General features: G+C 70.8%; 17 protein-coding genes. 7 read left to right on the top strand and 10 right to left on the bottom strand.

The window, feature by feature from the left end; all coding sequences use genetic code 11:
- On the bottom strand, positions 1-674 hold a 674-nt coding region (locus ACFY1U_RS41020; RefSeq protein ID WP_390699127.1), incomplete at its 3' end, for a maltotransferase domain-containing protein.
- A gap of 215 nt (positions 675-889) precedes the next feature.
- Positions 890-2,092 carry a S8 family peptidase gene (locus tag ACFY1U_RS41015; RefSeq protein ID WP_390699126.1) on the bottom strand — a complete coding sequence of 401 codons (1,203 nt, stop codon included), beginning with the start codon at positions 2,090-2,092 and terminating at the stop codon, positions 890-892.
- A 260-nt stretch (positions 2,093-2,352) separates the two neighbouring features.
- On the opposite strand from ACFY1U_RS41015, the gene ACFY1U_RS41010 reads away from it, so the two are divergent.
- Positions 2,353-4,971, top strand: coding sequence for a glycosyltransferase family 1 protein (locus tag ACFY1U_RS41010; RefSeq protein ID WP_390699125.1), 2,619 nt, complete (start codon positions 2,353-2,355; stop codon positions 4,969-4,971).
- Positions 4,972-5,076: 105 nt separating this feature from the next.
- Here the strand turns inward: ACFY1U_RS41010 and ACFY1U_RS41005 are convergent, their stop codons facing one another.
- From ACFY1U_RS41005 to ACFY1U_RS40995, 3 genes are all read right to left on the bottom strand, one after another.
- Entirely contained in the window at positions 5,077-5,595 is a 519-nt protein-coding gene (locus ACFY1U_RS41005; RefSeq protein ID WP_390699124.1) for a DUF1990 family protein, read from the bottom strand.
- Between the two features lie 69 nt (positions 5,596-5,664).
- Positions 5,665-7,320: a M4 family metallopeptidase gene (locus ACFY1U_RS41000; RefSeq protein WP_390699123.1), complete on the bottom strand. Its 1,656-nt coding sequence runs from the start codon at positions 7,318-7,320 to the stop codon at positions 5,665-5,667.
- A 237-nt stretch (positions 7,321-7,557) separates the two neighbouring features.
- Positions 7,558-9,582 carry a M4 family metallopeptidase gene (locus tag ACFY1U_RS40995; protein ID WP_390699122.1) on the bottom strand — a complete coding sequence of 675 codons (2,025 nt, stop codon included), beginning with the start codon at positions 9,580-9,582 and terminating at the stop codon, positions 7,558-7,560.
- Between the two features lie 345 nt (positions 9,583-9,927).
- Between ACFY1U_RS40995 and ACFY1U_RS40990 the strand changes: the two genes are divergently transcribed.
- Both ACFY1U_RS40990 and ACFY1U_RS40985 read left to right on the top strand, forming a co-directional pair.
- A complete protein-coding gene (locus ACFY1U_RS40990; protein WP_390699121.1) occupies positions 9,928-11,358 on the top strand; it encodes an ammonium transporter in 1,431 nt (476 codons plus the stop codon).
- Between the two features lie 40 nt (positions 11,359-11,398).
- Positions 11,399-11,734 carry a P-II family nitrogen regulator gene (locus tag ACFY1U_RS40985; RefSeq protein WP_390699120.1) on the top strand — a complete coding sequence of 112 codons (336 nt, stop codon included), beginning with the start codon at positions 11,399-11,401 and terminating at the stop codon, positions 11,732-11,734.
- Positions 11,735-11,761: 27 nt separating this feature from the next.
- Here the strand turns inward: ACFY1U_RS40985 and ACFY1U_RS40980 are convergent, their stop codons facing one another.
- The 4 genes from ACFY1U_RS40980 to ACFY1U_RS40965 are packed head-to-tail and all read right to left on the bottom strand — an operon-like array spanning position 11,762 to position 19,007.
- A complete protein-coding gene (locus tag ACFY1U_RS40980; RefSeq protein WP_390699119.1) occupies positions 11,762-13,516 on the bottom strand; it encodes an ABC transporter ATP-binding protein in 1,755 nt (584 codons plus the stop codon).
- Positions 13,513-15,309 (bottom strand): ABC transporter transmembrane domain-containing protein, encoded by a 1,797-nt coding sequence (locus tag ACFY1U_RS40975; RefSeq protein WP_390699118.1) that lies wholly within the window; start codon positions 15,307-15,309, stop codon positions 13,513-13,515. The genes ACFY1U_RS40980 and ACFY1U_RS40975 overlap by 4 nt, the downstream gene beginning before the upstream one ends.
- Before the next feature lie 42 nt (positions 15,310-15,351).
- A complete protein-coding gene (locus ACFY1U_RS40970) occupies positions 15,352-17,211 on the bottom strand; it encodes an ABC transporter ATP-binding protein (protein ID WP_390699117.1) in 1,860 nt (619 codons plus the stop codon).
- Complete coding sequence (locus ACFY1U_RS40965; RefSeq protein WP_390699116.1) at positions 17,208-19,007, bottom strand: ABC transporter ATP-binding protein; 1,800 nt, start codon at positions 19,005-19,007, stop codon at positions 17,208-17,210. Before ACFY1U_RS40965 ends, ACFY1U_RS40970 begins: the two co-directional genes overlap by 4 nt.
- A 205-nt stretch (positions 19,008-19,212) precedes the next feature.
- Here ACFY1U_RS40965 and ACFY1U_RS40960 point away from each other — a divergent pair, with 205 nt between their 5' ends.
- Genes ACFY1U_RS40960 through ACFY1U_RS40945 form a run of 4 tightly spaced genes read left to right on the top strand, consistent with a single transcriptional unit; the run spans position 19,213 to position 22,810 of the window.
- Positions 19,213-20,139 (top strand): ABC transporter ATP-binding protein, encoded by a 927-nt coding sequence (locus ACFY1U_RS40960; protein ID WP_390699115.1) that lies wholly within the window; start codon positions 19,213-19,215, stop codon positions 20,137-20,139.
- A complete protein-coding gene (locus ACFY1U_RS40955) occupies positions 20,136-20,870 on the top strand; it encodes an ABC transporter permease (protein WP_390699114.1) in 735 nt (244 codons plus the stop codon). The genes ACFY1U_RS40960 and ACFY1U_RS40955 overlap by 4 nt, the downstream gene beginning before the upstream one ends.
- A gap of 25 nt (positions 20,871-20,895) precedes the next feature.
- The gene (locus ACFY1U_RS40950; protein WP_390699113.1) at positions 20,896-22,164 is read left to right on the top strand and encodes a sensor histidine kinase; all 1,269 of its coding nucleotides are present in this window, start codon (positions 20,896-20,898) and stop codon (positions 22,162-22,164) included.
- On the top strand, positions 22,154-22,810 hold the full coding sequence (locus tag ACFY1U_RS40945) for a response regulator (protein WP_390699112.1): 657 nt from the start codon (positions 22,154-22,156) through the stop codon (positions 22,808-22,810). The genes ACFY1U_RS40950 and ACFY1U_RS40945 overlap by 11 nt, the downstream gene beginning before the upstream one ends.
- Here the strand turns inward: ACFY1U_RS40945 and ACFY1U_RS40940 are convergent.
- Entirely contained in the window at positions 22,807-24,231 is a 1,425-nt protein-coding gene (locus tag ACFY1U_RS40940) for a sulfatase (RefSeq protein WP_390699110.1), read from the bottom strand. The genes ACFY1U_RS40945 and ACFY1U_RS40940 overlap by 4 nt on opposite strands.
- Between the last annotated feature and the right edge of the window lie 13 nt (positions 24,232-24,244).

Genomic DNA, 24,244 nt, shown 5'->3' with positions numbered 1-24,244 from the left:
AGCAGCGGCAGGGTCTGGGAGGCGGTGACGAACTCCCGCAGCGGATGGCGGGCCAGCACCGCGTCCACCTCCGGCGTCAACGCCGCCGCCAGACGCGAGGCGGCCGGGCGGGTCTCGTCCCGCAGGGCGGCGACGGCGGCCAGGAGCACGTCACGCCGGCTGTCGGGGGCGCCGTCGGCCGCGCGCTCGTACAGTCGCGCGCCCTCCTCCAGGACCAGGTCCGTGTCCATACCCGCCGGGATCTTGATCTGGGCGTGGTGGCGCCAGGTGCTGATCGGGTCGCCCCAGGCCTCCACCGTGTAGGTCCAGCGGCCCACTTCGCCGACGGTGACGGTGGCGCCCCAGCGGTCGGTGCCCGGGGCCAGTTCCCGCATCGGCGTCCAGGGGCCGGGACGGCCTTCCGGATCCGTCAGGACGACGTTTGCGGCGACCGCGTCATGGCCTTCCCGGAACACGGTGGCCGAGATCTCGAACGACTCGCCGGTCACGGCCTTGGCCGGCCTTCGCCCGTGCTGGACCACTGGGCGGACGTCGAGGACAGGTATGCGCCCGATGACCGGGGCCTCGCCCGCGGAGGGTGGCTGCGAGGCCGGTGGTCCGGCGTCGGCGGGGCGCACGGGGCGTGCTTCGGTGCTGGTCGTCGGAGGTGCTGACGAGTGGTGCGTGGCGGGCATGACCGCTCCTGTCCGCGTCAACGTGGGTGGGCGGATGGCTGTGGGGAGGTGGTCCTGCGGGTGGTTCCCGTGAACTGTCTGTGTGGTGTACCGGAGGAGCCTTCCCACCCTATTCGGGTACGCAATCCGGCACTTTGTTAACTACTCACGCGTATGTCTACACACAAGACCGGTCCCGTTCGTGAACGAACGGGACCGGTCCGGGGACTGTGCCACTAAGAAGCCGGTACCTGCAGAAGTTCGTCCGGTGAGCCGAGGCCCCGGCCGGAGACCTTCCCGGACACCGCCAGTTTCACGAGTGCCTTGGAGACCTGGTCCGGGGTGGCCTTCGGATGGTCGGCCAGATACAGCGCGGCCGTGCCGGTGACGTGCGGGGTCGCCATCGACGTACCGGAGAAGGTCGCCTTCCCGGTGTCGCTCGCATAGGAGTCCGAGGTGATCGACACTCCGGGCGCGAACAGGTCCACGGCCGAGCCGAAGTTGGAGAAGCTCGCCCGCGCGTCCGTCTTGTCGGTCGCGCCGACCGTGAGGGCCTCCTTCACGTCCGCCGGCGAGTAGAGGGCGGCCGGCAGGCCGTCGTTCCCGGCGGCAACGGCGTACGTGACGCCCGACGCGATGGAGCTGCGTACGGCGGCGTCCAGCTGGGCGTTGTAGGAGCCACCCAGGCTGAGGTTGGCGACCGCCGGTTTCCTCGCGTGCTTGGTCACCCAGTCGATGCCCGCGATGACCTGCGAGGTCGTACCGGAGCCGGCGTTGTCGAGGACGCGGACGGCGACCACCTTGGCCTGCTTGGCGACGCCGTACTTGGTGCCGGCGATGGTGCCGGCGACATGGGTGCCGTGTCCGTTGCCGTCGGAGGCGGTCTTGTCGTTTCCGACGAAGTCCCAGCCGTAGCTCGCCCGGCCGCCGAAGTCCTTGTGCGTGATGCGGATACCGGTGTCGATCACGTACGCGGTCACGCCGGCGCCCGCGGAATCGGGCCAGGTGTAGCTCTTGTCCAGCGGCAGGCTCGGCTGGTCGATCCGGTCCAGGCCCCAGGACGGCGGGTTCTTCTGGGCGTGGTCGAGGGACACGCGCGTGTCCTGCACGACCGAGGCGACCCGGTAGTCGGCCGCGAGCAGCTTGGCCTGTCTCTCGTTGGCCTTGATGGCGTAGCCGTTGAGGACCGAGCCGTAGGTGTGGCTTATTTTTGCCCCGTACTTCTCAGCGATGCCTTTTCCGCTCGCCGACGGAGCCTCCGTTCCCCCCTTGAGTGTCACCAGGTAACTTCCGCTGACGGAGCCGGGCTCACCGGCGCCGAGTATCTGACCCTCCGGTGCGGCGTGCGCGGGCAGGGTGACGGCCGAGAGCGCGGCGGCGCAGGCCACCGCGGTCAGACCCCCTGTCCAGCGCAGACGCCGTGTTCGCGTCCGTGCCATGGTCCGAGTTCCCCTCCATTGACTCCACTTGGCAGCCTCTCGTGCGGTGTAGAAGACCCACAAGAGGGCCTACAGGGCGGAATCGGCCATGTCCGCCATGGCGGACGCGTGAAGGTTGCGGCGTTTTCCGGACGGCGTAGGAGTGTGGCGTGCTCTTGGGCATGCCGTGGTTGCGGAGCCCTCCGCACGGATACCGTCGAGGTTGACGACGAGGCGCACAGCGTTGTGCGTCCGCACAGCGACACGCGTCGAGGTGGAAAGTGAAGGCGATCCGTCGATTCACCGTCCGACCCGTTCTCCCCGAACCCTTGCGGCCGCTCAGCGATCTGGCCCGCAATCTGCGCTGGTCCTGGCATGCGGAGACCCGCGATCTGTTCCAGTCCGTCGACCCCGAGCGCTGGGCCGCCTCGGACGGCGATCCCGTACGGCTCCTGGGCAGCGTGTCGCCGGCGCGGCTCGCGGAGCTGGCAGGCGACCACCGCTTCCTGCGCCGGCTGACCGAGGTCTCGGGCGACCTGGACGACTACATGACCGGCGACCGCTGGTACCAGACCCACTCCGGGGAACTGCCCGCCGCCATCGCCTACTTCTCGCCCGAGTTCGGCATCACGGCCGCCCTGCCCCAGTACTCCGGCGGCCTCGGCATCCTGGCGGGCGACCATCTGAAGGCGGCCAGCGACCTCGGCGTACCCCTGGTCGGCGTGGGCCTGCTCTACCGGCACGGCTACTTCCGCCAGTCGCTGTCCCGGGACGGCTGGCAGCAGGAGCACTACCCGGTCCTGGACCCCAACGAGCTGCCCGTGGCCCTCCTCGAGGAACCCGACGGCACCCCCGCCCAGGTCTCCCTCGCCCTGCCCGGCGGCCGGCAGCTGCACGCCCGTATCTGGCTCGCCCAGGTCGGCCGGGTCCCCCTGCTGATGCTCGACTCGGACGTCGAGGACAACAACTTCGGCGAGCGCGGGGTGACCGACCGGCTCTACGGCGGCGGCAGCGAGCACCGGCTGCTGCAGGAGATGCTGCTGGGCATAGGGGGAGTGCGGGCCGTACGGACCTACTGCCGGCTGACCGGCCACCCCGAGCCCGAGGTCTTCCACACCAACGAGGGCCACGCCGGCTTCCTGGGCCTGGAGCGGATCGCGGAACTCTGCGACGGCGGGCTGGACTTCGACTCCGCGCTGGAAGCGGTCCGCGCCGGGACCGTCTTCACCACCCACACCCCGGTCCCGGCCGGGATCGACCGGTTCGACCGGGAGCTGGTCGCCCACCACTTCGGCCCCGAGGCCGAGCTCCCGGGCATCGACGTCGAACGCATCCTGCGCCTGGGCATGGAGACCTATCCCGGCGGCGAACCGAACCTCTTCAACATGGCCGTGATGGGCCTGCGCCTGGGCCAGCGCGCCAACGGGGTCTCCCTGCTGCACGGTCACGTCAGCCGCGAGATGTTCTCCGGACTGTGGCCGGGATTCGACCCCGACGAGGTGCCGATCACCTCCGTGACCAACGGGGTGCACGCCCCCACCTGGGTCGCACCGGAGGTGTTCCGGCTCGGCGCCCGGCAGATCGGCGCGCAGCGCACCGAGGACGCGCTGACCGTCGGCGGCTCGGACCGCTGGGACGCGGTGGGGGACATCCCCGACCAGGACATCTGGGAGCTCAGGCGGAACCTGCGTGAGCAACTGGTGGACGAGGTGCGGGTGCGGCTGCGGGCCTCCTGGCGTCAACGCGGCGCGGGGACCGCCGAGTTGGGGTGGATCGACGGCGTCCTCGACCCGGACGTCCTCACCATCGGCTTCGCGCGCCGCGTCCCGTCGTACAAGCGCCTGACCCTGATGCTGCGCGACCGCGACCGCCTGATGGACCTCCTCCTCCACCCGGAACGGCCCATCCAGATCGTCGTCGCGGGCAAGGCCCACCCGGCCGACGACGGTGGAAAACGCCTGGTCCAGGAGCTCGTCCGGTTCGCCGACGACCCACGGGTCCGCCACCGCATCGTCTTCCTCCCCGACTACGGCATGGCGATGGCGCAGAAGCTCTACCCCGGCTGCGACATCTGGCTCAACAACCCCCTGCGCCCCCTGGAGGCCTGCGGCACGTCCGGCATGAAGGCCGCGCTGAACGGCTGCCTCAACCTCTCCGTCCTGGACGGCTGGTGGGACGAGTGGTTCCAGCCCGACTTCGGCTGGGCGATTCCCACGGCCGACGGCGTGGGCACCGACCCCGACCACCGCGACGCCATAGAGGCCGACGCGCTCTACGACCTGCTGGAACAGCGAGTCGCCCCGCGTTTCTACGAGCGGGGGCAGCACGGCCTGCCCGACCGGTGGATCGAGATGGTCCGCCAGACCCTGACCCTGCTCGGCCCGAAGGTGCTGGCCGGCCGCATGGTCCGGGAGTACGTCGAGCGCCTCTACGCCCCGGCCGCCCACGCGCACCGCGCCATGGACCCCGGCTCCGCCCGCGAACTCGCCGCCTGGAAGGCAAGGGTGCGGGCCGCCTGGCACGGCGTCACCGTCGACCACGTGGAGACGTCCGCCGCCACGGCCACCGCGGAACTCGGCAGCACACTCGGACTACGGGTGCGCGTGGGCCTCGGCGAACTCGGCCCCGACGACGTGGAGGTCCAGGTCGTCTCGGGCCGCGTCGACCCCGAGGACCGCATCGCGGACGCGACGACCGTCCCCCTGAAACCGGCGGGCGGCCCCGACGCCGATGGCAGGTGGTCCTACGAGGGCCCCCTCTCCCTCGACCGCACCGGCCCCTACGGCTACACGGTCCGTATCCTCCCGTCCCACCGACTGCTGGCGTCCGCCGTGGAACTGGGGCTGATGGCGGTGCCTTCGGAGGAGACGGGGGAGGGGGCGGGGGTACTGATGAGGTAAGGGGCGCCAATTCAGCCCGTCCGGCGTTTGAGGACGAGGCCGTTCAGGCCGAAAAGCGGGGGTCTGGGGGCGGCAGCCCCCAGCTGACGGCGCCCCAACCCCCGCTCACCCCTCGGAGAGCGGTGCGCACAACCCCCGCAAAACCTTCCCGCACCGCCGCGCATAAGCGTTCTGCAGGCCCCGCGTGGCCGGCCCGCCCGCCCGGGCGAACCACTTCGCGGGCCTGCTGAACGCGGACACCGTCAGCCACACCGTGCCGTCACCCGTGCGCTCCACGAGGAAGAGTTCCTCGCCGCACTCCGGGTGGCCGGTCAGCGTGCCGTACGCCCAGCCCACGCGGCGGGGCTCCTCGACGGTGTAGACGATGCGGCACGGAGCCTTGATCACACCGGCGAGGGTGACGGTGACGTCGACGTCCGGTGCGGCGCGCTCCGCGCTCGCGTCGATGCCCACGCCCAGTTCCCGGTGCATCTCCCAGGTGAGGACCGCCTCGGCCGCTCTGCGGAAGCAGGGTTCGCCCTCGCCGATGCGCGTGCGCACATGCATCGGGCGGAAGCCCGGCGGGCAGAATCCGACGCGGCCGGTGCCGCCGACGTCGTCGTAGGTGAAGTCCTCCAGGCGCATGGGACACAAGAGTAGGGCGGCACCCGGGAATGCCTTCCTCCCGGGTGCCGCCCGCCAACCCCCCTCGGGTCAGCTCACGTTGACCGCGGACCAGGCCGCGGCGACCGTCTTGTACTCGGTGCTGCTCGATCCGTACAGGCTCGCCGCCGCCGCCAGCGTGCCCGCGCGGGCCGCCTTGTAGTCGGTGGTCGAGGTGAACTGCTCGGTCAGCGCCTTGTACCAGATCTGCAGCGCCTTGTCCCGGCCGATGCCGGTGACCGTGGAGCCGTTGGACGTCGGCGAGTTGTAGCTGACGCCGTTGATCGTCTTCGAACCGCTGCCCTCGGCCAGCAGGTAGAAGAAGTGGTTGGCGACACCGGACGAGTAGTGGACGTCCAGGTCGCCGACGGAGGAGGACCAGGAGTCCGCCGAGCCGCCGTCCTTGCTGGGCTTGTCGAAGTAGCGCAGCGGGGTGCCGTCGCCGTTGATGTTGATCTTCTCGCCGATGAGGTAGTCACCCTTGTCGGACGCGTTGTTGGCGTAGAACTCCACGCCGACGCCGCCGAGGATGTCGGAGGTCGCCTCGTTGAGGCCGCCGGACTCACCGCTGTAGTCCAGGCCGGCGGTGTTGGCGGTGACGCCGTGGGTCATCTCGTGGCCCGCCACGTCCAGCGAGGTCAGCGGGTCCGTGTTGTTGTCACCGTCGCCGTACGTCATGCAGAAGCAGCTGTCGTCCCAGAAGGCGTTGACGTACGAGCTGCCGTAGTGGACGCGGGAGTACGCGGCCACGCCGTCGTCCTTGATGCCGCTGCGGCCGAAGGTGCTCTTGTAGTAGTCCCAGGTCTCCTGCGCGCCGTAGGCGGCGTCGGCGGCGGCCGTCTGGTCGCTGGAGGAGCTGGAGGCGGTGCCGGTGCCGAAGGTGCTGGACGAGCTGGAGACCAGCGTGCCCTTGCCGGAGGTGGCCCGCTTGAGGTTGTACGTCTTGTGGCTGCCGCGGCTGGCGTCGGTCAGGTTGTACGTCGAGCCCGACTGGGTGACGCCGAGGCTGACCGTGCCCGAGTACAGCGTCTTGCCGGTACCGGTGGCGTTGTCGATGGCCTGGTACTGGAAGAGCTTCTTGCCCGTGGCCGCGTCGGTGATGACGTGCAGCGCGTTCGGGGTGCCGTCGTCCTGGAGGCCGCCGACGACGGTCTCGATGGCGAGGACGGGCTTGCCGGAGCCGGCCCAGATGACCTTGCGGGTCCTGTCGGCCGAGGTCTTGTCCGAACCCGCGGTCCTGGCCGCGGTCAGCGCCTGCTTCTCGGCCTTGGCGGTGGTGATCTGCGGCTTGAGCGAGGCCACCTTGATGGCCGCCTTCGTCGCCTTGACGACGCTCTCGGTCTTGCCGGCCTTCGTCGCGACGACCAGGTCGCCGCCGAGGACGGGCAGGCCCGCGTAGGTGCGCTCGTAGCGGGTGTGGACCGTGCCGTCGACGTCCTTGACGACGTCCTTGACGACCAGCTTCTCCTTGGCGCCGAGGCCTATCTGCTGCGCGGTGGCGGCGAGGCCGGCCTCGGCCTGCTTGATGAGGGAGACGCGGGTCGCGGCCGACAGCGCGGCGGGTGAGCCGGCCGTGCGGGCCGTGGCCGCCGTGGGCTGGGCGGCGGCCGAACCGGTGGTCAGACCGGTGGTGAGCAGCGCTCCGGCGGCAACCGCGGTTGCGATGGCCAGAGTCGAGCGCTTGTGACGCGCGTAGAGGGGGGTCACACAAGCTCCTTGTGGTGGGGGAGTCCGGCACGGCGTGGGGCGCCCGGCCGGAGTATGCAGTGAAGTTGTGCGGCGGTTGTGGAGAAGAGTGACATCAAGACGCGTACATGTCAGCGGCCCGAAGTGATGTTGGCTGAAAACCGACTGTCCGGTTAACGTTTCAGGGATGTAAACGGGCGCCGCCCAGGGGAGTTGCCCCCGGGGCGGCGCCCTGTTTCCGATCCCGCTACGCGCGGTCTACGGGAAGGTCACCTTCCAGCTGTTGAGTGTGCCGACGTCCTGTGCGGCCTGGTCCTGGATCTTCAATTTCCAGGTGCCATTGGCCGTTTCGGAGGAGGCGTTGACCGTGTAGGTCGCCTTCACGTCGTCCGCCGAGTCCGAGGAACTGAAGTTCTTCAGGCGGTACGCGGTGCCCGAGGGGCCGAGCAGATCGATCACCAGGTCGCCCCGCCAGGTGTGCGTGATGTCCACGGTCACCTGGAGGTTGCTTGGCGCGTTTCCGCTTCTGCCGGAAACGGTGATCGAGGAGGTGACGGCGGGCCCGTTGTCCGGGATGGACAGCGGCGTAGTGTTCTCGTACGACGTCCCGGTTCCGCCGCCCCCGCCGCCGGAGCGCGAGCCGACCGCCACGGCCGCCCACGCGTCCTGCACGGCCTTGTACTCGGCGGACGTGGTCCCGTACAGCTCACCGGCGGCCGCGAGCGTGCCGGTGCGTGCGCCCGCGTAGTTGGTGGTGGACGTCCACTTGGTGGTCAGCGCCCGGTACCAGATCTGCAGGGCCTTGTCCCGGCCGATGCCGGTGACCGGAAGACCGTCCGAGGTGGGCGAGTTGTAGCTGACGCCGTTGATGACCTTGGCGCCGCTGCCCTCGCTCAGCAGGTAGAAGAAGTGGTTGGCGACGCCCGAGGAGTAGTGCACGTCGAGGTTGCCGACGCCCGAGTACCAGGAGTCGGCGGAGCCGCCGTCCTTGCTGGGCTTGTCCATGTAGCGCAGCGGGGTGCCGTCGCCGTTGATGTTGATCTTCTCGCCGATGAGGTAGTCACCCGGGTCGGACGCGTTGTTGGCGTAGAACTCCACGCCGACGCCGCCGAGGATGTCGGAGGTCGCCTCGTTGAGGCCGCCGGACTCGTCGCTGTAGTTGAGGCCCGCGGTGTTGGCGGTGACGCCGTGGGTCATCTCGTGGCCGGCCACGTCCAGCGAGGTCAGCGGGTCCGCGTTGTTGGAGCCGTCGCCGTAGGTCATGCAGAAGCAGCTGTCGTCCCAGAACGCGTTCACGTACGAGTTGCCGTAGTGGACGCGTGAGTAGGCGCCGACGCCGTTGTTCTTGATGCCGCTGCGACCGAAGGTGTTCTTGTAGTAGTCCCAGGTCTCCGCGGCGCCGTAGTGCGCGTCCGCGCCCGCGGTCCCGGCGTTCGACGTGGTGCCGTTGCCCCACGTGTTGCTGGTCTGCGAGAACAGCGTGCCGGTGCCGGACGTGCCGTGGTTCAGGTTGTACGTCTTGTGGCCGCCGCGGTCGCCGTCGGTCAGGTTGTAGTTCGAGCCCGACTGGGTCGTCGTCAGCGAGACCGTGCCGCTGTACTGCGTGTTGCCGGTGCCGGTCGCGTTCTCGATGCCCTGGTACTCGAAGAGCTTCTTGCCGGTGGTGGCGTCCGTGATGACGTGCAGCTGGTTCGGCGTGCCGTCGTCCTGGAAGCCGCCGATGACCGTCTCGTACGCGAGGACCGGCTTGCCGCTCGCCGCCCAGATCACCTTGCGGGCGCTGTCGGCGGCCGACTTGGTGCCGCCGAGGGCCTTGGCGCGCTTCACGGCCTGCTGCTCGGCGGCCGCCTTGGTGATGTCCGGGGTGACGTCGGCGACCCTGATGGCGGCGTTCGTCGCCTTGATGACGTCCTTGGTGGCGCCCGACTTGGCGGTGTCGACGACCAGGTCGCCGCCGAGCACCGGCAGGCCGTCGTAGGTGCGCTCGTAGCGGGTGTGCAGGGTGCCGTCGGCGTCCTTGACGACGTCACGGACGACGAGCTTCTCCTTCGCGCCCAGGCCGATGTCCTTCGCGGTCTGCGCACGGGCGCTGTCGGCGTCGCGTATCAGCTCGGCGCGCTGGGAGGGGGAGAGCTTGACGGCCGTGTGCGCCTTGTTCGCGGACGAGGCCTGGGCGGGGGAGGCGGATGCGGCGCCCGACTGGACGGCCGCGGCGAGCAGTGCGGTGACGCCGGCGACGGCGACGATGTGGGAGGTGCGTCTGCGAGAGGAACTGCTTCTCAACACTGACTCCTTCTGCGTGGCCGCGGGTTGCGCGGCCAGGGAGATCCGGACGGTGGGTCGACCGTCCGGGCAGAACTGGGGTGGAGCATGTGGGGTTGCTGTGTTGAAGCTGTGGGAAGGGTGGCAGGAGATTCCTGCCTTGTCAGGACCGCGTCACGAAGTTGGCCGGAAACGGTTCGTTGTCCGGGTGCTCATGTTCGATATGCGGACTGCCTATTGGATCGTGAGCGGAAATTTGCTCCGCGGACATGCCGCCGGAACCCAGGGGCAACGGATCCGGCAGGATCCTGCCGTCCAACCGGCGGTCGCCGGACCGCCGCTCCCTGGAGGGGAGTTGACGGTGCAGTGATCCCCTATCCCTCATGGCTCGACGCCGGCGACAACGCCTGGCAACTCGTCGCGGCCACGCTCGTCGGCTTGATGAGCATCCCCGGTATCGCGATCCTCTACGGTGGTCTGGTCCAGCGCAAGTGGGTCGTGAACACCATGTTCATGGCCTTCACCGGCTTCTCGCTGGTGCTCGTCGGCTGGGTGCTCTGGGAGTTCAAGATGGGGTTCGGCGAACCCCTGAACTCGCACTGGCCCGGCATCCTCGGCGCCTTCGTCGGCCGTCCCGGCACCATCGTCGGCTCGGCGAGCGAACAGCAGCAGGCGTGGATACCGCTGATCAACGGCACCGATCTGATGCCGCACTTCCGCTTCTCCCAGTCCACGCTGGCGTACTTCCACTTCGCGTTCGCAGCGATCACGCCCCTGCTCTTCATGGGCAGCGTCATCGGCCGCATGAACATCCGCGCGTGGCTGCTCTTCGTCCCCCTGTGGTCGACCCTCGTCTACACCGTCAACGCCTTCCTGCTGTGGGGCGGCGGCTGGTGGGCGGCCCAGGGCGCGCTCGACTACTCGGGCGGTTACGTCATCCATCTCGCCGCCGGCACCTCGGGCTTCGTGGCGGCCGCGGTGATCGGCCCGCGCCTCGCCCGCGACCGCGCGCACGGCGTCCCCAACAACCTGCCCATGGTCGCGGTCGGCGCGGGCATCCTGTGGCTCGGCTGGAACGGCTTCAACGGCGGCGACATGTACTTCGGCGGCCACAACGCGGCCGCAGCGGTCCTCAACACCAATCTCTGTACGGCGGTTGCGCTGCTGGTGTGGGTGCTGTGGGACATGTTCGCGGGCCCGCAGCGCAAGCCGACCTTCCTCGGCGGCATCAACGGCATGATCGTGGGCCTGGTCGCGATCACTCCGGCGGCCGGCTTCGTGAGCGGCATCGGCGCGATCTACATCGGCATCATCGCGTCGTCGATCGTCTGGCTGGCCTGGAACTACCTCCCGAAGATCCGGCCCTTCTCGAAGGTCGACGACGCGCTCGGCGTCGTCTACACCCACGGCATAGCGGGTTTGGCGGGCGGCCTGCTGGTCGGCATCTTCGCCGACCCGGCCATGGCGGTGTACCTCAACAAGGACGGCTCCACGGCCTTCTCCACCAGCGGCTGGCTCTACGGCAACTTCGACCAGCTGTGGAAGCAGGCGGGGTCGGCGGGCACGATCATCCTCTACGACGCCGTGATGACGTTCCTGATCCTCAAGGGCATCGGCCTGTTCGTGAAGCTCCGGGCGCCGGACGCGGTGCTGGAGAGCGGTGACCTCGCGGTCCACGACGAGGAGGCGTACCCGGCGGAGACCGCGGTGGCGTCGGCGGCGGAGCCGGTCCCGGTGGCCGCGGCACCCGTCGCTCCCCAGCCGCAGAAGGAGGCGGTGGAACCGGACTCCGGCTGAGAGACGGGGAGTTGAGGGTGTTCAGGGATCTGAGGACGAGGTGAAACTCGTCACCGCGGTCCTCCCCCCGCACCGCGTCCCCGACGTCATGAAGGCGCTGCAGTCCTTCGGGGTGCGCGGAGTGACCGTGACCGAGGTGCGGGCGTATGTGCCCACAACCGTCCGGGTGGAGGTCTACCGGGGCAGCGAGTACCGCGTGAACCTCGCCCCGCAGCTCCGACTCGACATCCTCACCCTCGACTTCGACGCCGCCGACCTGGTCCGCGTCATCCGTGCCGCGGGCGCCCGCGGCACGGGCGGCGGCACGGTCTGGGTGACGCCGGTGGAGGAGGTGGTGCGCATCAGGACGCGGGAGCGGGGGCCGGACGCGGTGTGAGTCCCGGAGTTCCACGGCGGTTCGCTCCTACGACGGCTCGCCGTGCCAGGTGTGCCAGAGCGCCGCGTACGCCCCGTCCGCCGCCACGAGCTCCTCGTGTGTGCCGAGTTCGGTGAGCCGGCCGTCCTCCATCACGGCCACCCGGTCCGCGTCGTGGGCGGTGTGCAGACGGTGGGCGATGGCGATGACCGTACGGCCTTCGAGTACGGCGGCCAGGGCACGCTCGGTGTGGCGGGCGGTGGTCGGGTCGAGGAGCGCGGTGGCCTCGTCGAGGATCAGGGTGTGCGGGTCGGCCAGGATCACGCGGGCGAGGGCGAGCTGCTGGGCCTGGGAGCCGTCGGTGCGGGTGCCGCCGTCACCGAGCGGGGTGTCCAGCCCGTCCGGCAGTTCGCGCACCCAGTCGTCGGCCCCCACCGCCGTCAGCGCCGCCCACAACTCCCCGTCCGTGGCGGCCGGTTCGGCGATCAGCAGGTTGTCGCGGACCGAGCCGAGGAACACATGGTGCTCCTGCGTGACCAGGACGACCTGGCGGCGCAGCTGCTCGGGCCCGAGGTCGACGACGGGCACCCCGCCGACGGTCACCGTGCCCTCGGTGGGCGCGTCGACACCCGCCAGCAGCCTGCTCAGCGTGGTCTTTCCGGCGCCCGAGGGACCCACCACCGCCAGCCGCTCGCCGGGCCGTACGGTCAGATCGACGCCGTGCAGCACCTCGCCGCCGCGGTCGTAGGCGTACCGCACCCCGGCCACGTCGAAGCGGTCGTCCGCCGGAGCGGGCGCGTCGGCCTGCTGTGCGCGGGGCGCCCGGGCCAGGCCCTCCACACGGGCGAAGGAGGCGCTGCTGTTCTGCAGTTGCTCGACCCGCATCAGGATCTCGTCGAGGGGCCCGCTCAGCCGCTGCAGATACAGGGCCGCCGTCACCACCGCGCCGAGACTCAGCGTGCCGCGTCCGTGCAGCACCCCGCCGACCAGCAGGACCGCGGAGACCGGCACCAGGTAGGAGACCTCCACCGCCGGGAAGAACACGGTACGCAGGAACAGGGTGTACAGCCGGGTGCGCCGTGATGTCTCCAGTGCGTCCCGGCTCGCCGCGATCCGCCGCCCCTCCAGCCGCAGCGCCTCGACCGTGCGGGCGCCGGACGCCGTCGCCGCGAGGATCTCGGCGACCTCGGAGGTGGCGGCCCCCTCGGCGAGGTAGCCGTCGCGGGCCCGGTGCAGATACCAGCGCAGCGCGCACCAGATGCCCACCAGACCGAGCAGGCCGCACCCGCCGAGCAGCGGGTTCAGCCAGAACACCGCGCCGAGCAGGAACAGTGCCTGCACGCCGTTGACGAGCAGCTCGGGCCCCACGTCACGCAGCGTCGTGCCGACGGTGGCCACGTCGGCCGTCCCGCGCGCCGTCAGATCGCCGGTGCCGGCCCGCTCCACGACCGCCGCGGGCAGCGCGAGCGCCCGGTCGGCGAACTCCTCGCGCACCCGGGCCAGGGTCCGCTCCCCGAAGCGGTGTCCCACATACCGGGCCCAGCGGGCGAGTACCAGCTGCGCCAGCGAGCACAGCAGGATCCACAGGGCCAGCCGGTCGACGGCGCCGACGCCGTGGCCGGCCCGCACCTCGTCGATGATCCGGCCGACCAGCCAGGGTCCGGCGAGTCCGGCGCCGGCCGCCAGTGCGTTGAGTGCGAGCACGGTGGCGAAGGCGCGGGCGTCGGCCCGTACGAGGCGCCCCATGGCCCGCCGTACCTCGGAGCGTTCGGCCACGGGGAGGTGGCCCGATCCTGCCGTCATCGGACCGTCTCCTCGGCGTCCCGTGCGACCAGGGCGCGGTAGCCGGGCTCGGTGTCCAGCAGTTCGCGATGGGCTCCGGTGGCCGCCACTTTGCCGTCGACGAGGTAGTGCACGGTGTCCGCGCGGTCCAGTACGAGGGGGGAGGTGGTCGTGACGACCGTTGTACGGCCCCTGCGCGCTGTCTGCAGCCGCTGGGCCACCCGGGCTTCGGTGTGGGCGTCCAGGGCTGACGTCGGCTCGACGGCGAGCAGGACCTCCGGGTCGGCCGCCAGGGCCCTTGCGAGGCGGATGCGTTGTCTTTGGCCGCCGGAGAGGTTGCGGGCCTGGGGGTCCATTGCTGAGGCGAGGTTGTCGGGCAGGCCCTGGACTATGTCGTCTGCGACGGCTGCGTGGATGGCTTTGAACAGGTGCGCCTCCGAAAGTGCCTCGGTTTGTCGCGTGGCGTCTGCGGGTTCGTTGTGGCTTGTCGCGCCCCGCGGCGGAGCCGCATATCGATGCAGCCCCGCGCCCCTGAAAGACGCGCCGCCCAGTACATCGTGCAGGGGGCCTGCGAAGAGGTCCGCCTCGTGGTCGGCCACCAGGATGTGCTGCCTGATCTGCTTGAGCTCGATCTCGTCCAGTGGTAAGTCGCCCCAGGTGGCCCTCGACGGGGTGTACCGGCCCAGGCGGTCCACGACCGTTGCCGCGTCCGCCGGGCGGGCGGCGGCCAGTGCCGTCAGGTGGCCCGGCCGGATCCGTACCCCCGACTCCGGGTCGTGCAGTACCGCCGGCCCCGCGGGGGCGTCCCGGGTGCCGGTGTCGGCCAGTGGCTCCAGTTGCAGGAAGCGTACGACCCGGCGGGCCGAGACCAGGCCGCGGCTGATCTGGTAGCCGCATTCCACCCAGAACGCCACCGGGCCCACCAGGACGGCCACGTAGCCGTACACCGATACCAACTGGCCGATGGTGATGGACCCTTGGGCGGCGAGGCGGGCCGCCAGCCAGGTGACCACCGCCAGGAACAGGGTCGGCAGTCCGATGCCCAGCGCCTGGACCCAGCTGGTGACCGCGCCGACCCGGTAGCCCTGGCGGCGCAGCCGCTGGGAGTCGCGGTGGAAGGCGTCCGCGAACAGGCCCTTGCCGCCGAGGCCGTTGAGGACGCGCAGCCCGCCCGCGAGGTCGGCGATCCGGGCCGTGAGGACGCCCTGCCGGTTGCGGTACTCGGTCTCCGCGCCTTGCAGACGGGTCAGCAGCGGTCCGACGAGGACGACGATCAGGGGGATGCCGAGGAGTACGACCGCCGCGATCAGTGGCGAGACCGAGAGGAGAACGGCCGCGACCGCCAGATAGGCGACGACCGCCCCTACCCCGGGGCCGACCACCGTCAGCGACTGGCTGATCGTCTGCACGTCGCCGACCCCGATGGTGACGACCTCCCCGGCCCCCACCCGGCGCGGCAGCGCGGCGCCCAGCCGGACCGCCTGGCCGACGATCACCTTGACCGTGCGGAAGTTGGCGTCCATCCGCACCCGCGTCATCGTGCGGTGCCGCATGATGCTCAGCCAGGCGTTGAACGCCCCGACCGCGAAGAGCACCGCGGTCCAGCCCGCCAGCGCCGGGTAGTCACCGGGCTCCAGTCCGTCGTCGATCGCCCGGGAGAGCAGATACGGCGTCGCGGCCAGCAGCACCATCCACACACTGCCCAGCACCGCCCCGGCGAGCGACCGGCCGGGCTGGCAGCGCACCAGCCACAGCAGATAGCGGGCGCCCCCGCGATCGTCGGGCTCGCCCGGATCCTCGTACGCGTCGATCATGCTCCCCCGATCCCTGCCGGTCCCTGCCGATCCCCGCCGTCCCTACGCCAGACTGTCCCGCCACGCACGGTGCAGGTCCGCGAACCGCCCGGTGCCTTCGATGAGTTCGGCCGGGCTGCCGTCCTCCACGATCCTCCCGTGCTCCATGACCAGGACTCGGTCCGCGATCTCGACGGTCGACAGCCGGTGCGCGATGACCACGGCCGTACGGCCGCGCAGAACCGTCAACATCGCCCGCTGCACCGCTCGTTCGCCCGGGATGTCGAGTGAGCTGGTCGCCTCGTCGAGGATCAGCACGGCCGGGTCGGCGAGCAGCGCCCGGGCGAAGGCCACGAGCTGGCGCTGGCCCGCGGAGATACGGCCGCCCCGCTTCCGTACGTCCGTGTCGTACCCGTCGGGCAGGGCGCTGATGAACTCGTGCGCACCGATCGCCTTCGCGGCCTGCTCGATCTGCTCACGGGTCGCGTCCGGGCGGCCGATGGCGATGTTCTCGGCGACCGTGCCGGAGAACAGGAACGCCTCCTGCGTCACCATCACCACCCCGCGCCGCAGCTCGGGCACGGCGAGGTCGCGCAGGTCGACGCCGTCCAGCAGGACCCGCCCGGCGGAGGGGTCGTAGAAGCGGGCCAGCAGCTTGGCGAGGGTCGACTTGCCGGCGCCCGTCGAGCCGACGACCGCGACCGTCTGCCCGGCGGGGATCGTCAGATCGAAGACCGGGAGGACCTCGCCGCCGGTGCGGTAGCCGAAGCTGACGCCGTCGAAGACGACCTCGCGGCCTGGGTGCTCGCTCTCCAGTACCGGAAGTTCCACGGGAGTCGACGGCTCCGGCACGGACGGTGTCTGCGCGAGCAGCCCGGCGATCTTCTCCAGGGAGGCCGCCGCCGACTGGTACGAGTTCAGGAACATGCCGAGCCGGTCGATGGGGTCGTACAGACGGCGGAGGTACAGGACCGCGGCCGCCAGCACGCCCAGCTCCAGCGAGCCGCCCGCCACCCGGTAGGCGCCCCACAGCACGATCACCGCCACGGCCGTGTTGGCGACCAGCCGGGAGCCGACGACATAGCGGGCCATCTCCAGCAGCGCGTCGCCGTTGACCCGCTCGTGCCGCCGGTTCAGCTTCAGGAAGTCGGCGTCGTTGGCGGCCTCGCGGCGGAACGCGCGCACCGGCCGGATGCCGTTCATGGTCTCGACGAACTTGACGATGACGGCCGCGATGGCGGTGGACCGCACCCGGTACACCCGTACCGCGCGCCGCTGGTAGAGCCGTACCAGCAGGTACAGCGGCACGAAGGAGGCCACCGCGACGGCGCCGAGCCCCAGGTCCAGCCAGAGCAGCATCGCCGAGATGTAGACGAAGGACAGGATGACCGTGATGAGTTCCTGCAGGCCCTCGTTGAGCAGTTCCCGCAGCGACTCCACGTCCGCCGTGGACCGGGAGATCAGCCGGCCCGAGGTGTAGCGCTCGTGGAAGTCGATGCTCAGCGCCTGCGCGTGCCGGAAGATACGGCCGCGCAGATCGAGCAGTACGTCCTGGTTGACCCGGGCGGAGGCGATGATGAACGCGTACTGCAGCCCGCCGGAGACCAGCGCGCACAGGAGATAGCCCGCGGCCACCGCGAGCAGCGGGCCGTGGTCGTGGTCCCGGAACGCCGGTACGGCCTTGTCGATGGCGTACGCCACCAGCAGCGGGCCCGCCTGCACCGCCGCCTGCTGGAGCAGCAGCAGGAGCGTGGTGACGGCGACACGGGCCTTCATGGGGGCGAGCAGGGAGCGCAGCAGGCCGGCGGTGGCGCCCGGCGGAGTGGGCAGCACATCCCGGTCGAAGGGGTCGCCGGCGTCCTTGGGGCGGGGGAGGTCCGGCTCGTCGTCCGCCGTGGGGACGGAGGTGGTGGGGGCCGTCATCGCTCGTCCTCCGCTTCTGAGGTCCCGGACATCAGATGGGCGTACTCGGCGTTCGTGCGCAGCAGTTCGTGATGCGTGCCGACGGCGGAGATCCGGCCGCCGGACAGCAGCGCGACCCGGTCGGCGAGCAGGACCGTGGACGGGCGGTGCGCCACGATGAGCGCCGTGGTGTCCGCGAGGACGTCCCGCAGGGCGGCCTCGACCGCCGCCTCGGTGTGCACGTCGAGGGCGGACAGGGGGTCGTCCAGCACAAGGAACCTCGGTCTGCCCACGACGGCGCGCGCGAGCGCCAGCCGCTGCCGCTGCCCACCGGAGAGACTGAGGCCCTGCTCGCCGACCTGGGTGTCCGTGCCCTGGGGCAGCGCATGCGCGAACTCGGCCTGCGCGACGGCGAGCGCACGGTTCAGCTCGGCGTCGCCTGCACCGTCCTGGGCGCCCATGAGGACGTTGTCCCCGACGGTCGCGGAGAAGAGGGTGGGTTCCTCGAAGGCGACGGCGACGAGGGCGCGGAGTTCCTCGCGGGACATGGCGGTGATGTCCTCGCCGTCGAGGGTGATGCGACCGGATGTCACCTCGTGGAGGCGGGGCACGAGTGCGGTCAGCGTCGTCTTGCCGCTACCGGTGGCGCCCACCAGGGCCATGGACTCGCCCGGGCGGATGTGGAGGTCGATGCGGTCGAGGACGGGAGGGGAGTCGGAGGGGGCGTCCGGGTAACGGAACCGCACGTTGTGGAACCGGAGGCCGCGCAACCCGGAGGTGCGAGATGCCGCTCTCGGCTCCTCGGACTCAGGTACCGCGTCCATCACCTCGAAGTACCGCTCCGTAGCCGTAGCCGCCTCCTGGCTCATGGCCAGCAGGAACCCGATCGAGTCCACCGGCCACCGCAGCGCGAGCGCCGTCGACAGGAACGCCACCAACGTCCCCGCGGACAGCGAACCGTCGGCCACCTGCACGGTCCCCAGTACCAGCGCGGCCCCGATCGCCACCTCCGGCAGCGTCACGATGACGCCCCAGATCGTGGCGAGCAGCCCCGCCTTGCGCAGTTCCGTCCCCCGCAGTGTCCGCGTCAGCTCGCGGAACGCCCGCGCCTGGCTGCGGTGGCGCCCGAACCCCTTGATGATCCGGATGCCGAGCACGCTCTCCTCGACGACGGTCGTCAGATCGCCGACCTGGTCCTGCGCGAGCCGCGCCACAGCGGCGTACCGCTTCTCGAAGATCACGCAGGTGACGATCACCGGGACGGCCGGCCCCAGGATCACCAGCCCGAGCGTCCAGTCCTGCAGCAGCATGATCACCACGCCGATGAGGATCGTCACGCCGTTGACCAGAAGGAACGTCATCGGAAAGGCGAGGAACATGCGCAGCAGCATCAGGTCCGTCGTGCCGCGCGACAGCAACTGGCCCGAGGCCCAGCGGTCGTGGAAGGCGACCGGCAGCCGCTGCAGATGCCGGTACAGATCCGCCCGCATCCCCGCCTCGATGCCGGCGAGCGGCCGCGCCACCAGCCACCGCCGCAGCCCGAACAGCAGCGCCTCCCCGAGCCCGAGGAGCAGCAGGTACAGCGCCCCGAGCCACACGCCCGCCGGGTCCCGGTCGGCGACCGGCCCGTCCACCATCCACTTCAGCACGAGCGGGATCACGAGGCCCGTACAGGAGGCGAGCACGGCGACGAACGCGGCGGTGAACAGCCGCGCCCGCACGGGCCGTACGTACGGCCACAGGCGCAGCAGGGTGCGCACGGCCGATCGGTCGGTGGTTTCGCCGGGGTCCTTGGTGGTTGCACGTGTCGAGGGCATCGTCTGTGAGCCTACGGATCGGCACTGACAACGCCCACCGAGTTTTGGCCGGACCCGGCTCGGCCCCTGGTCCTACGACCTGCGCGTTCGAGGGGTCGTACAAGAGATCCGGAGGGGTCGTAGGGCGGCATCAACCGATCGGTTGATGCCGCTTCGAGCGTGACGGCCGATGTGGCGGCAGGGCGCTTTTCGCGACTCTGATGCCATGTCCGTCATCGAAGTCACCGAACTGCGCAAGTCCTACGGCGGCCGGACCGTCGTCGACGGCGTCTCCTTCGCCGTCGAGGAGGGCGAGATCTTCGGGATCCTCGGCCCGAACGGCGCCGGCAAGACCACCACCGTCGAGTGCGTCGAGGGACTGCGTGTCCCCGACGCGGGCCGGGTCCGCGTGACCGGCCTCGACCCCGTCGCCGACCACGCGCGCGTGGCCCGCGTCCTGGGCGCCCAGCTCCAGCAGAGCGAGCTGCAGCCCAAGCTCACCGTCCGTGAGGCGCTGGAGCTGTACGCCTCCTTCTACCCCGGCCCGCTCGACTGGGCGCCGCTCGCCGAACGCCTCGGCCTGACCCAGAAGCTGACCACCCGGTTCGGCAAGCTCTCCGGCGGCCAGAAGCAGCGCCTGTTCATCGCGCTCGCCCTGATCGGCAACCCGCGGGTGGTCGTCCTGGACGAGCTGACGACCGGCCTGGACCCGCGGGCCCGCCGGGACACCTGGGCGCTGATCGAGGACGTCCGGGCCAGTGGCGTGACGGTCCTGCTCGTCACCCACTTCATGGAGGAGGCGCAGCGCCTGTGCGACCGGATCGCCGTGATCGACAAGGGCCGGGTGGCCGCGCTGGACACCCCGGCCGGCCTCATCCGGCGCTCGGCGGGGTCCACCGTCATCAGCTTCACGCCGTCCGCCCCGCTGGACGACCGTGACCTCGCCGCACTGCCCGCGCTCGCGTCCGTCGAGCACAAGGACGGCCGTATCACGCTGTCCGGCACGGACGAGACGGTCAACGCCGTCATCACCCTCCTGGCCCGCCACCACATCACCGCCCACCAGCTGCGTGTCGTGGACGCCACCCTTGACGACGCGTTCCTCGACCTGACGAACACCGACGACACCGACACCAAGGAGACAGCGGCATGAGCACCGCCGTACTGAAGGCCGAGGTCCGCCTCTTCCGCCGGGAACCGGGCGCCATCTTCTGGATCCTGCTCTTCCCGACCCTGCTGCTGGTGATCCTCGGCTCCATCCCCTCCTTCCGTGACCACCACACCGACCTCGGCGGTCTGCGCACCATCGACGTCTACGTCCCGGTCGCCGTGCTGCTCGGCATGATCGTCGGTGGTCTGCAGTCGATGCCGCAGACCCTCACCGGCTACCGGGAGCGCGGCATCCTGCGCCGGATGGCCACCACTCCGGTCCGGCCGAGCGCCCTGCTGTCCGCGCAGATGGTGGTGTACGGCGCCGCCGCCCTGGTGTCCGCGCTGCTCGCCCTCACGGTCGGACGCCTCGCCTTCGCCGTACGACTGCCGAAACAGCCCTTCGGATACGTCCTCGCCCTGCTGCTGGCCGTCCTGGCCGCCCTCGCTCTCGGATCGGTGGTGGCGGCCCTGTCCCGCACGACGAAGATCGCGGGTGCGATCGGTTCGGCCGTCTTCTTCCCTTCGATGTTCTGCGCGGGCGTGTGGCTGCCGACGCAGTCCATGCCGCATCTGATGGCCCGTATCGTCGGGTACACGCCCTTCGGAGCGGCCGCGCAGGCCCTCAACCGGGCGGCGGCCGGGCACTGGCCGGGCTGGGCGCACCTGGGTGTGCTGGCGATGTGGATCCTGCTGCTCACGGGTGCGGCGAGCCGCTGGTTCCGTTGGGAGTAGGCGGCGGGCCGTGCACACTGAGGACATGACCGTGGTGGACAGCCAGATCGACCGGCGCTGGGACCAACTGCACACCTGGGGGCCGTACGGGCTGCTCCTCATCGGTCTCGTCCCCGCGCTCGCGACCGCCGACCCGCATGCCTCCCCGGCCAAGTGGTACACCGCCTGGGCCCTGTTCGGCGCCGCGGTCGTGCTCCAGCTGGGGTGGCACGGCGTCCGGGTGCGCCGGCCCGGCCGCGGCCGTACGCCGTCCCGGACCGGGACGGCGTACTACGTCGTCCGCTGGGCCCTCGCCTTCGTCCTCACCTGGATCAACCCGTTCTTCGCGTTCTACGCCGCCGCCGGCTACATGGACGCCGACGAGACGATCCTGGGCAGGCGCCGGCAGCGGCTCGGGCTGCTGGCGAGCGCGGTCACCGTGGCCGGCGCGCAGGCCGGCGGGATGCCGTTCGGGAGCGGAGTGCAGTGGGCCGTCTTCGCCGCGCTCCTGGTCGCCAACTCGGGCCTGCAGATGGTCATCGCCCATCTCACCGAGCAGGAGATGCAGCGGGCCCGGGAACGCACCGCGACCATCACCGAACTCGAACGCACCAACGCCGCCCTGCAGCAGGCGCTCGACGAGAACGCCGCTCTTCACGCCCAACTCCTCGTCCAGGCAAGGGAAGCGGGGGTCGCCGACGAGCGGCGGCGGCTCGCCGCCGAGATCCACGACACCATCGCCCAGGGCCTGACCGGCATCATCGCCCAGCTCCAGGTCGTCGCGGGCACGCCCGGCTCGGAGCCGGCCCGTGAACACCTGGGCCGCGCCATGGACCTGGCCCGGCACAGCCTCGGCGAGGCCCGCCGCTCCGTGCACAACCTGGCGCCGGTGGAACTGGCGGACGCCGGACTGCCCGAGGCGCTGAAGAAAACGGTCGCCGAATGGGGCGAACGCACGGGCGTACGCGCCGAGTTCACGGTGACCGGCACGGCGGAACAGCTCCACGAGGAGGTCTCGGCCACCCTCCTGCGCATCGCCCAGGAGGCCCTGTCCAACGCGGCCCGCCACGCCCGTGCGTCCCGCCTCGGCGTCACCCTCTCCTTCCTGGGCGACGAGGTGATCCTCGACATCCGCGACGACGGCACCGGCTTCGACCCCCTCGCGCTCCCGGCCCGCACCGGCTCCGGCGGCTTCGGCCTCGACGGCATGCGCGCCCGCGCCGAACGCATCGCGGGCTCGCTGACCGTCGAGACGGAACCGGGCCACGGCACGGCACTGTCGGCTCGCGTACCGTTGGTCCGCCATGACAGCTGACCCGACCGGTACCCCGCGGATCTCCCTGCTGATCGTCGACGACCATCCGGTCGTACGGGACGGTCTGCGCGGCATGTTCGAGTCGGCGCCGGGATTCACCGTCCTCGGCGAGGCGTCGAACGGCGTCGAGGCGCTGGAGCGGGCCGCGGCCCTCGACCCCGACGTGATCCTCATGGATCTGCGGATGCCGGGCGGCGGGGGAGTGGACGCGATCGCGGAGCTCACCCGGCGGGGCGCCCGGGCCAAGGTCCTCGTCCTGACCACGTACGACACCGACTCGGACACCCTGCCCGCGATCGAGGCGGGCGCGACCGGCTATCTGCTCAAGGACGCCCCGCGCGACGAGCTCTTCACCGCCGTCCGCGCGGCGGCGGAGGGCCGCACGGTGCTGTCCCCCGCCGTCGCCTCCCGCCTGGTCTCCGCGGTCCGCACCCCCAGGCCGCCCGGGAACGAGCCGCTCTCCGCCCGCGAGCGCGAGGTTCTCGCCCTGGTCGCCAAGGGCACCTCCAACCGCGAGATCGCCCGCGAACTGTTCATCAGCGAGGCCACCGTGAAGACCCATCTCACCCATCTGTACGGCAAGCTGGGCGTCAACGACCGCGCGGCGGCGGTGGCGACGGCGTACGAGCGGGGGATCCTCGGCTAGCTCGTCTGCTGCGGATAGGGGAGCAGACCGGAGGCGGTCTTCTCCCAGGACGCCCTGAGTTCCGCCAGCAACTGCGGCTTGTCGGGTGCCAGATCGGCCTGCTCGCGCAGGTCGGCGCCGAGGTCGTAGAGATGGTCCTTGCCGGTGGAGTCCTGGTAGTACTTCCAGTTCCCGCGCCTGAGCGCCCGGTTGGCGCGCACCCGCCAGAACAGGTCGCGTTCCGGGAGCTCTTCGCCCCTCAGCAGGTATCCCGCCAGGCTGGTGCCGTCCAGCGGGTAGGCCGGGTCGGGGCGGGCGCCCGCCACCTCCAGGAAGGTCGCCGTCCAGTCGGGGGAGAAGTTCGGCTCGTGGCTGACCTGATTGCCGTCGATGCGGTGCGGCCAGCGCACGATGGTCGGGACGCGAATGCCACCCTCCTGCAGCACGAACTTCTCGCCGCTCAGGGGCCACAGGTACGACCAGCGCTCACCGCCGTTGTCGCTGGCGAAGTACACCAGGGTGTGCTCCTCCTGCCCCGAGCGGCGCAGCGCGGCGAGCACCTCGCCGACGGCCGCGTCCAGGCTCTGCACCATCTCCGTGTACTTGGCGACCGAACCGCCGTCGTAGTGGTTGAGGGCGTTGCTGACCTCCGCCTGGCTCTTCGCGGCCCGGATCTTCGCCGCGATCTCGGCGCCGGTCTCCTCGTCGCCCTCCGCCAGCCAGGGCCAGTGCGGGGTGGTGAAGTTGAGGTTGAGCAGCCAGGGCCTGTCGTGGTCGCGGCTGACGTACTCGACGGCCCGCTCGGTCAGGACATTCGTGTAGTACCGCAGGTCCTTGTACTCGGCGTCCCCCTCGTAGAGGTCGTAGTCGCCCAGCTGCCCGAGCTTGGAGAAATACTCCAACACGCCGCCGTGGTTGCCGAAGAACTCGTCCCAGCCGGACTTGGTGGGGCTGTAGTCGGGCAGCCAGCCGCAGTGCCACTTGCCGATCAGAGCGGTGGAGTAGCCGGCCTTCTTCAGGAGGGAGGCCAGCGTGGGGTGGTTCGGGTCCAGCCCCTGCGTCCTGTTCGCGATCGGCTCGGCGAGCCCGCCCTTCGTACGGCCGGGATAGCGCCCGGTGTACAGGCTGAACCGGGTCGGGGAGCAGGTCGCGGATCCGGAGTAGGCGTCCGTGAAGCGCACTCCCTGCCGGGCCAGCCGGTCCAGGTTCGGCGTTTTGATGTGGGGGGCGCCGTAGGAGGAGAGGTCGGCCCAGCCGAGGTCGTCGCCGAGGATGACCAGCAGGTTGGGGCGCTTGCCGGCCACGGAGGCCGTACGGGCCCGGAACGGCCGCTCGGCGGGGGCGGCTTCGGCGGCGCTCGCGGCGCCTGCGGTACCGGCGACGGTGGTCACGGCACCGCCGCCGACGAGACCACCGAAAGTACGACGGGATATTTCAGGCATAAGGGATCCTAGG

This window comes from Streptomyces sp. NPDC001351, from assembly GCF_042896045.1.
Classification (GTDB): Bacteria; Actinomycetota; Actinomycetes; order Streptomycetales; family Streptomycetaceae; genus Streptomyces.
The sequence above is the reverse complement of the archived record's forward strand: the minus strand, read 5'-3'. Positions and strand labels throughout refer to the sequence as shown.

What these genes read in the sequence shown, in the direction of transcription:
- ACFY1U_RS40955 (WP_390699114.1), top strand. Translation starts at nt 20,136, where the DNA reads ATGAGCACCGCCGTACTGAAGGCCGAGGTCCGCCTCTTCCGCCGGGAA.
- ACFY1U_RS40975 (WP_390699118.1), bottom strand. Translation starts at nt 15,309, where the DNA reads ATGATCGACGCGTACGAGGATCCGGGCGAGCCCGACGATCGCGGGGGC.
- ACFY1U_RS40945 (WP_390699112.1), top strand. Translation starts at nt 22,154, where the DNA reads ATGACAGCTGACCCGACCGGTACCCCGCGGATCTCCCTGCTGATCGTC.
- ACFY1U_RS41005 (WP_390699124.1), bottom strand. Translation starts at nt 5,595, where the DNA reads ATGCGCCTGGAGGACTTCACCTACGACGACGTCGGCGGCACCGGCCGC.
- ACFY1U_RS40950 (WP_390699113.1), top strand. Translation starts at nt 20,896, where the DNA reads ATGACCGTGGTGGACAGCCAGATCGACCGGCGCTGGGACCAACTGCAC.
- ACFY1U_RS40965 (WP_390699116.1), bottom strand. Translation starts at nt 19,007, where the DNA reads ATGCCCTCGACACGTGCAACCACCAAGGACCCCGGCGAAACCACCGAC.
- ACFY1U_RS40940 (WP_390699110.1), bottom strand. Translation starts at nt 24,231, where the DNA reads ATGCCTGAAATATCCCGTCGTACTTTCGGTGGTCTCGTCGGCGGCGGT.
- ACFY1U_RS41015 (WP_390699126.1), bottom strand. Translation starts at nt 2,092, where the DNA reads ATGGCACGGACGCGAACACGGCGTCTGCGCTGGACAGGGGGTCTGACC.
- ACFY1U_RS40980 (WP_390699119.1), bottom strand. Translation starts at nt 13,516, where the DNA reads ATGACGGCAGGATCGGGCCACCTCCCCGTGGCCGAACGCTCCGAGGTA.
- ACFY1U_RS40960 (WP_390699115.1), top strand. Translation starts at nt 19,213, where the DNA reads ATGTCCGTCATCGAAGTCACCGAACTGCGCAAGTCCTACGGCGGCCGG.
- ACFY1U_RS40970 (WP_390699117.1), bottom strand. Translation starts at nt 17,211, where the DNA reads ATGACGGCCCCCACCACCTCCGTCCCCACGGCGGACGACGAGCCGGAC.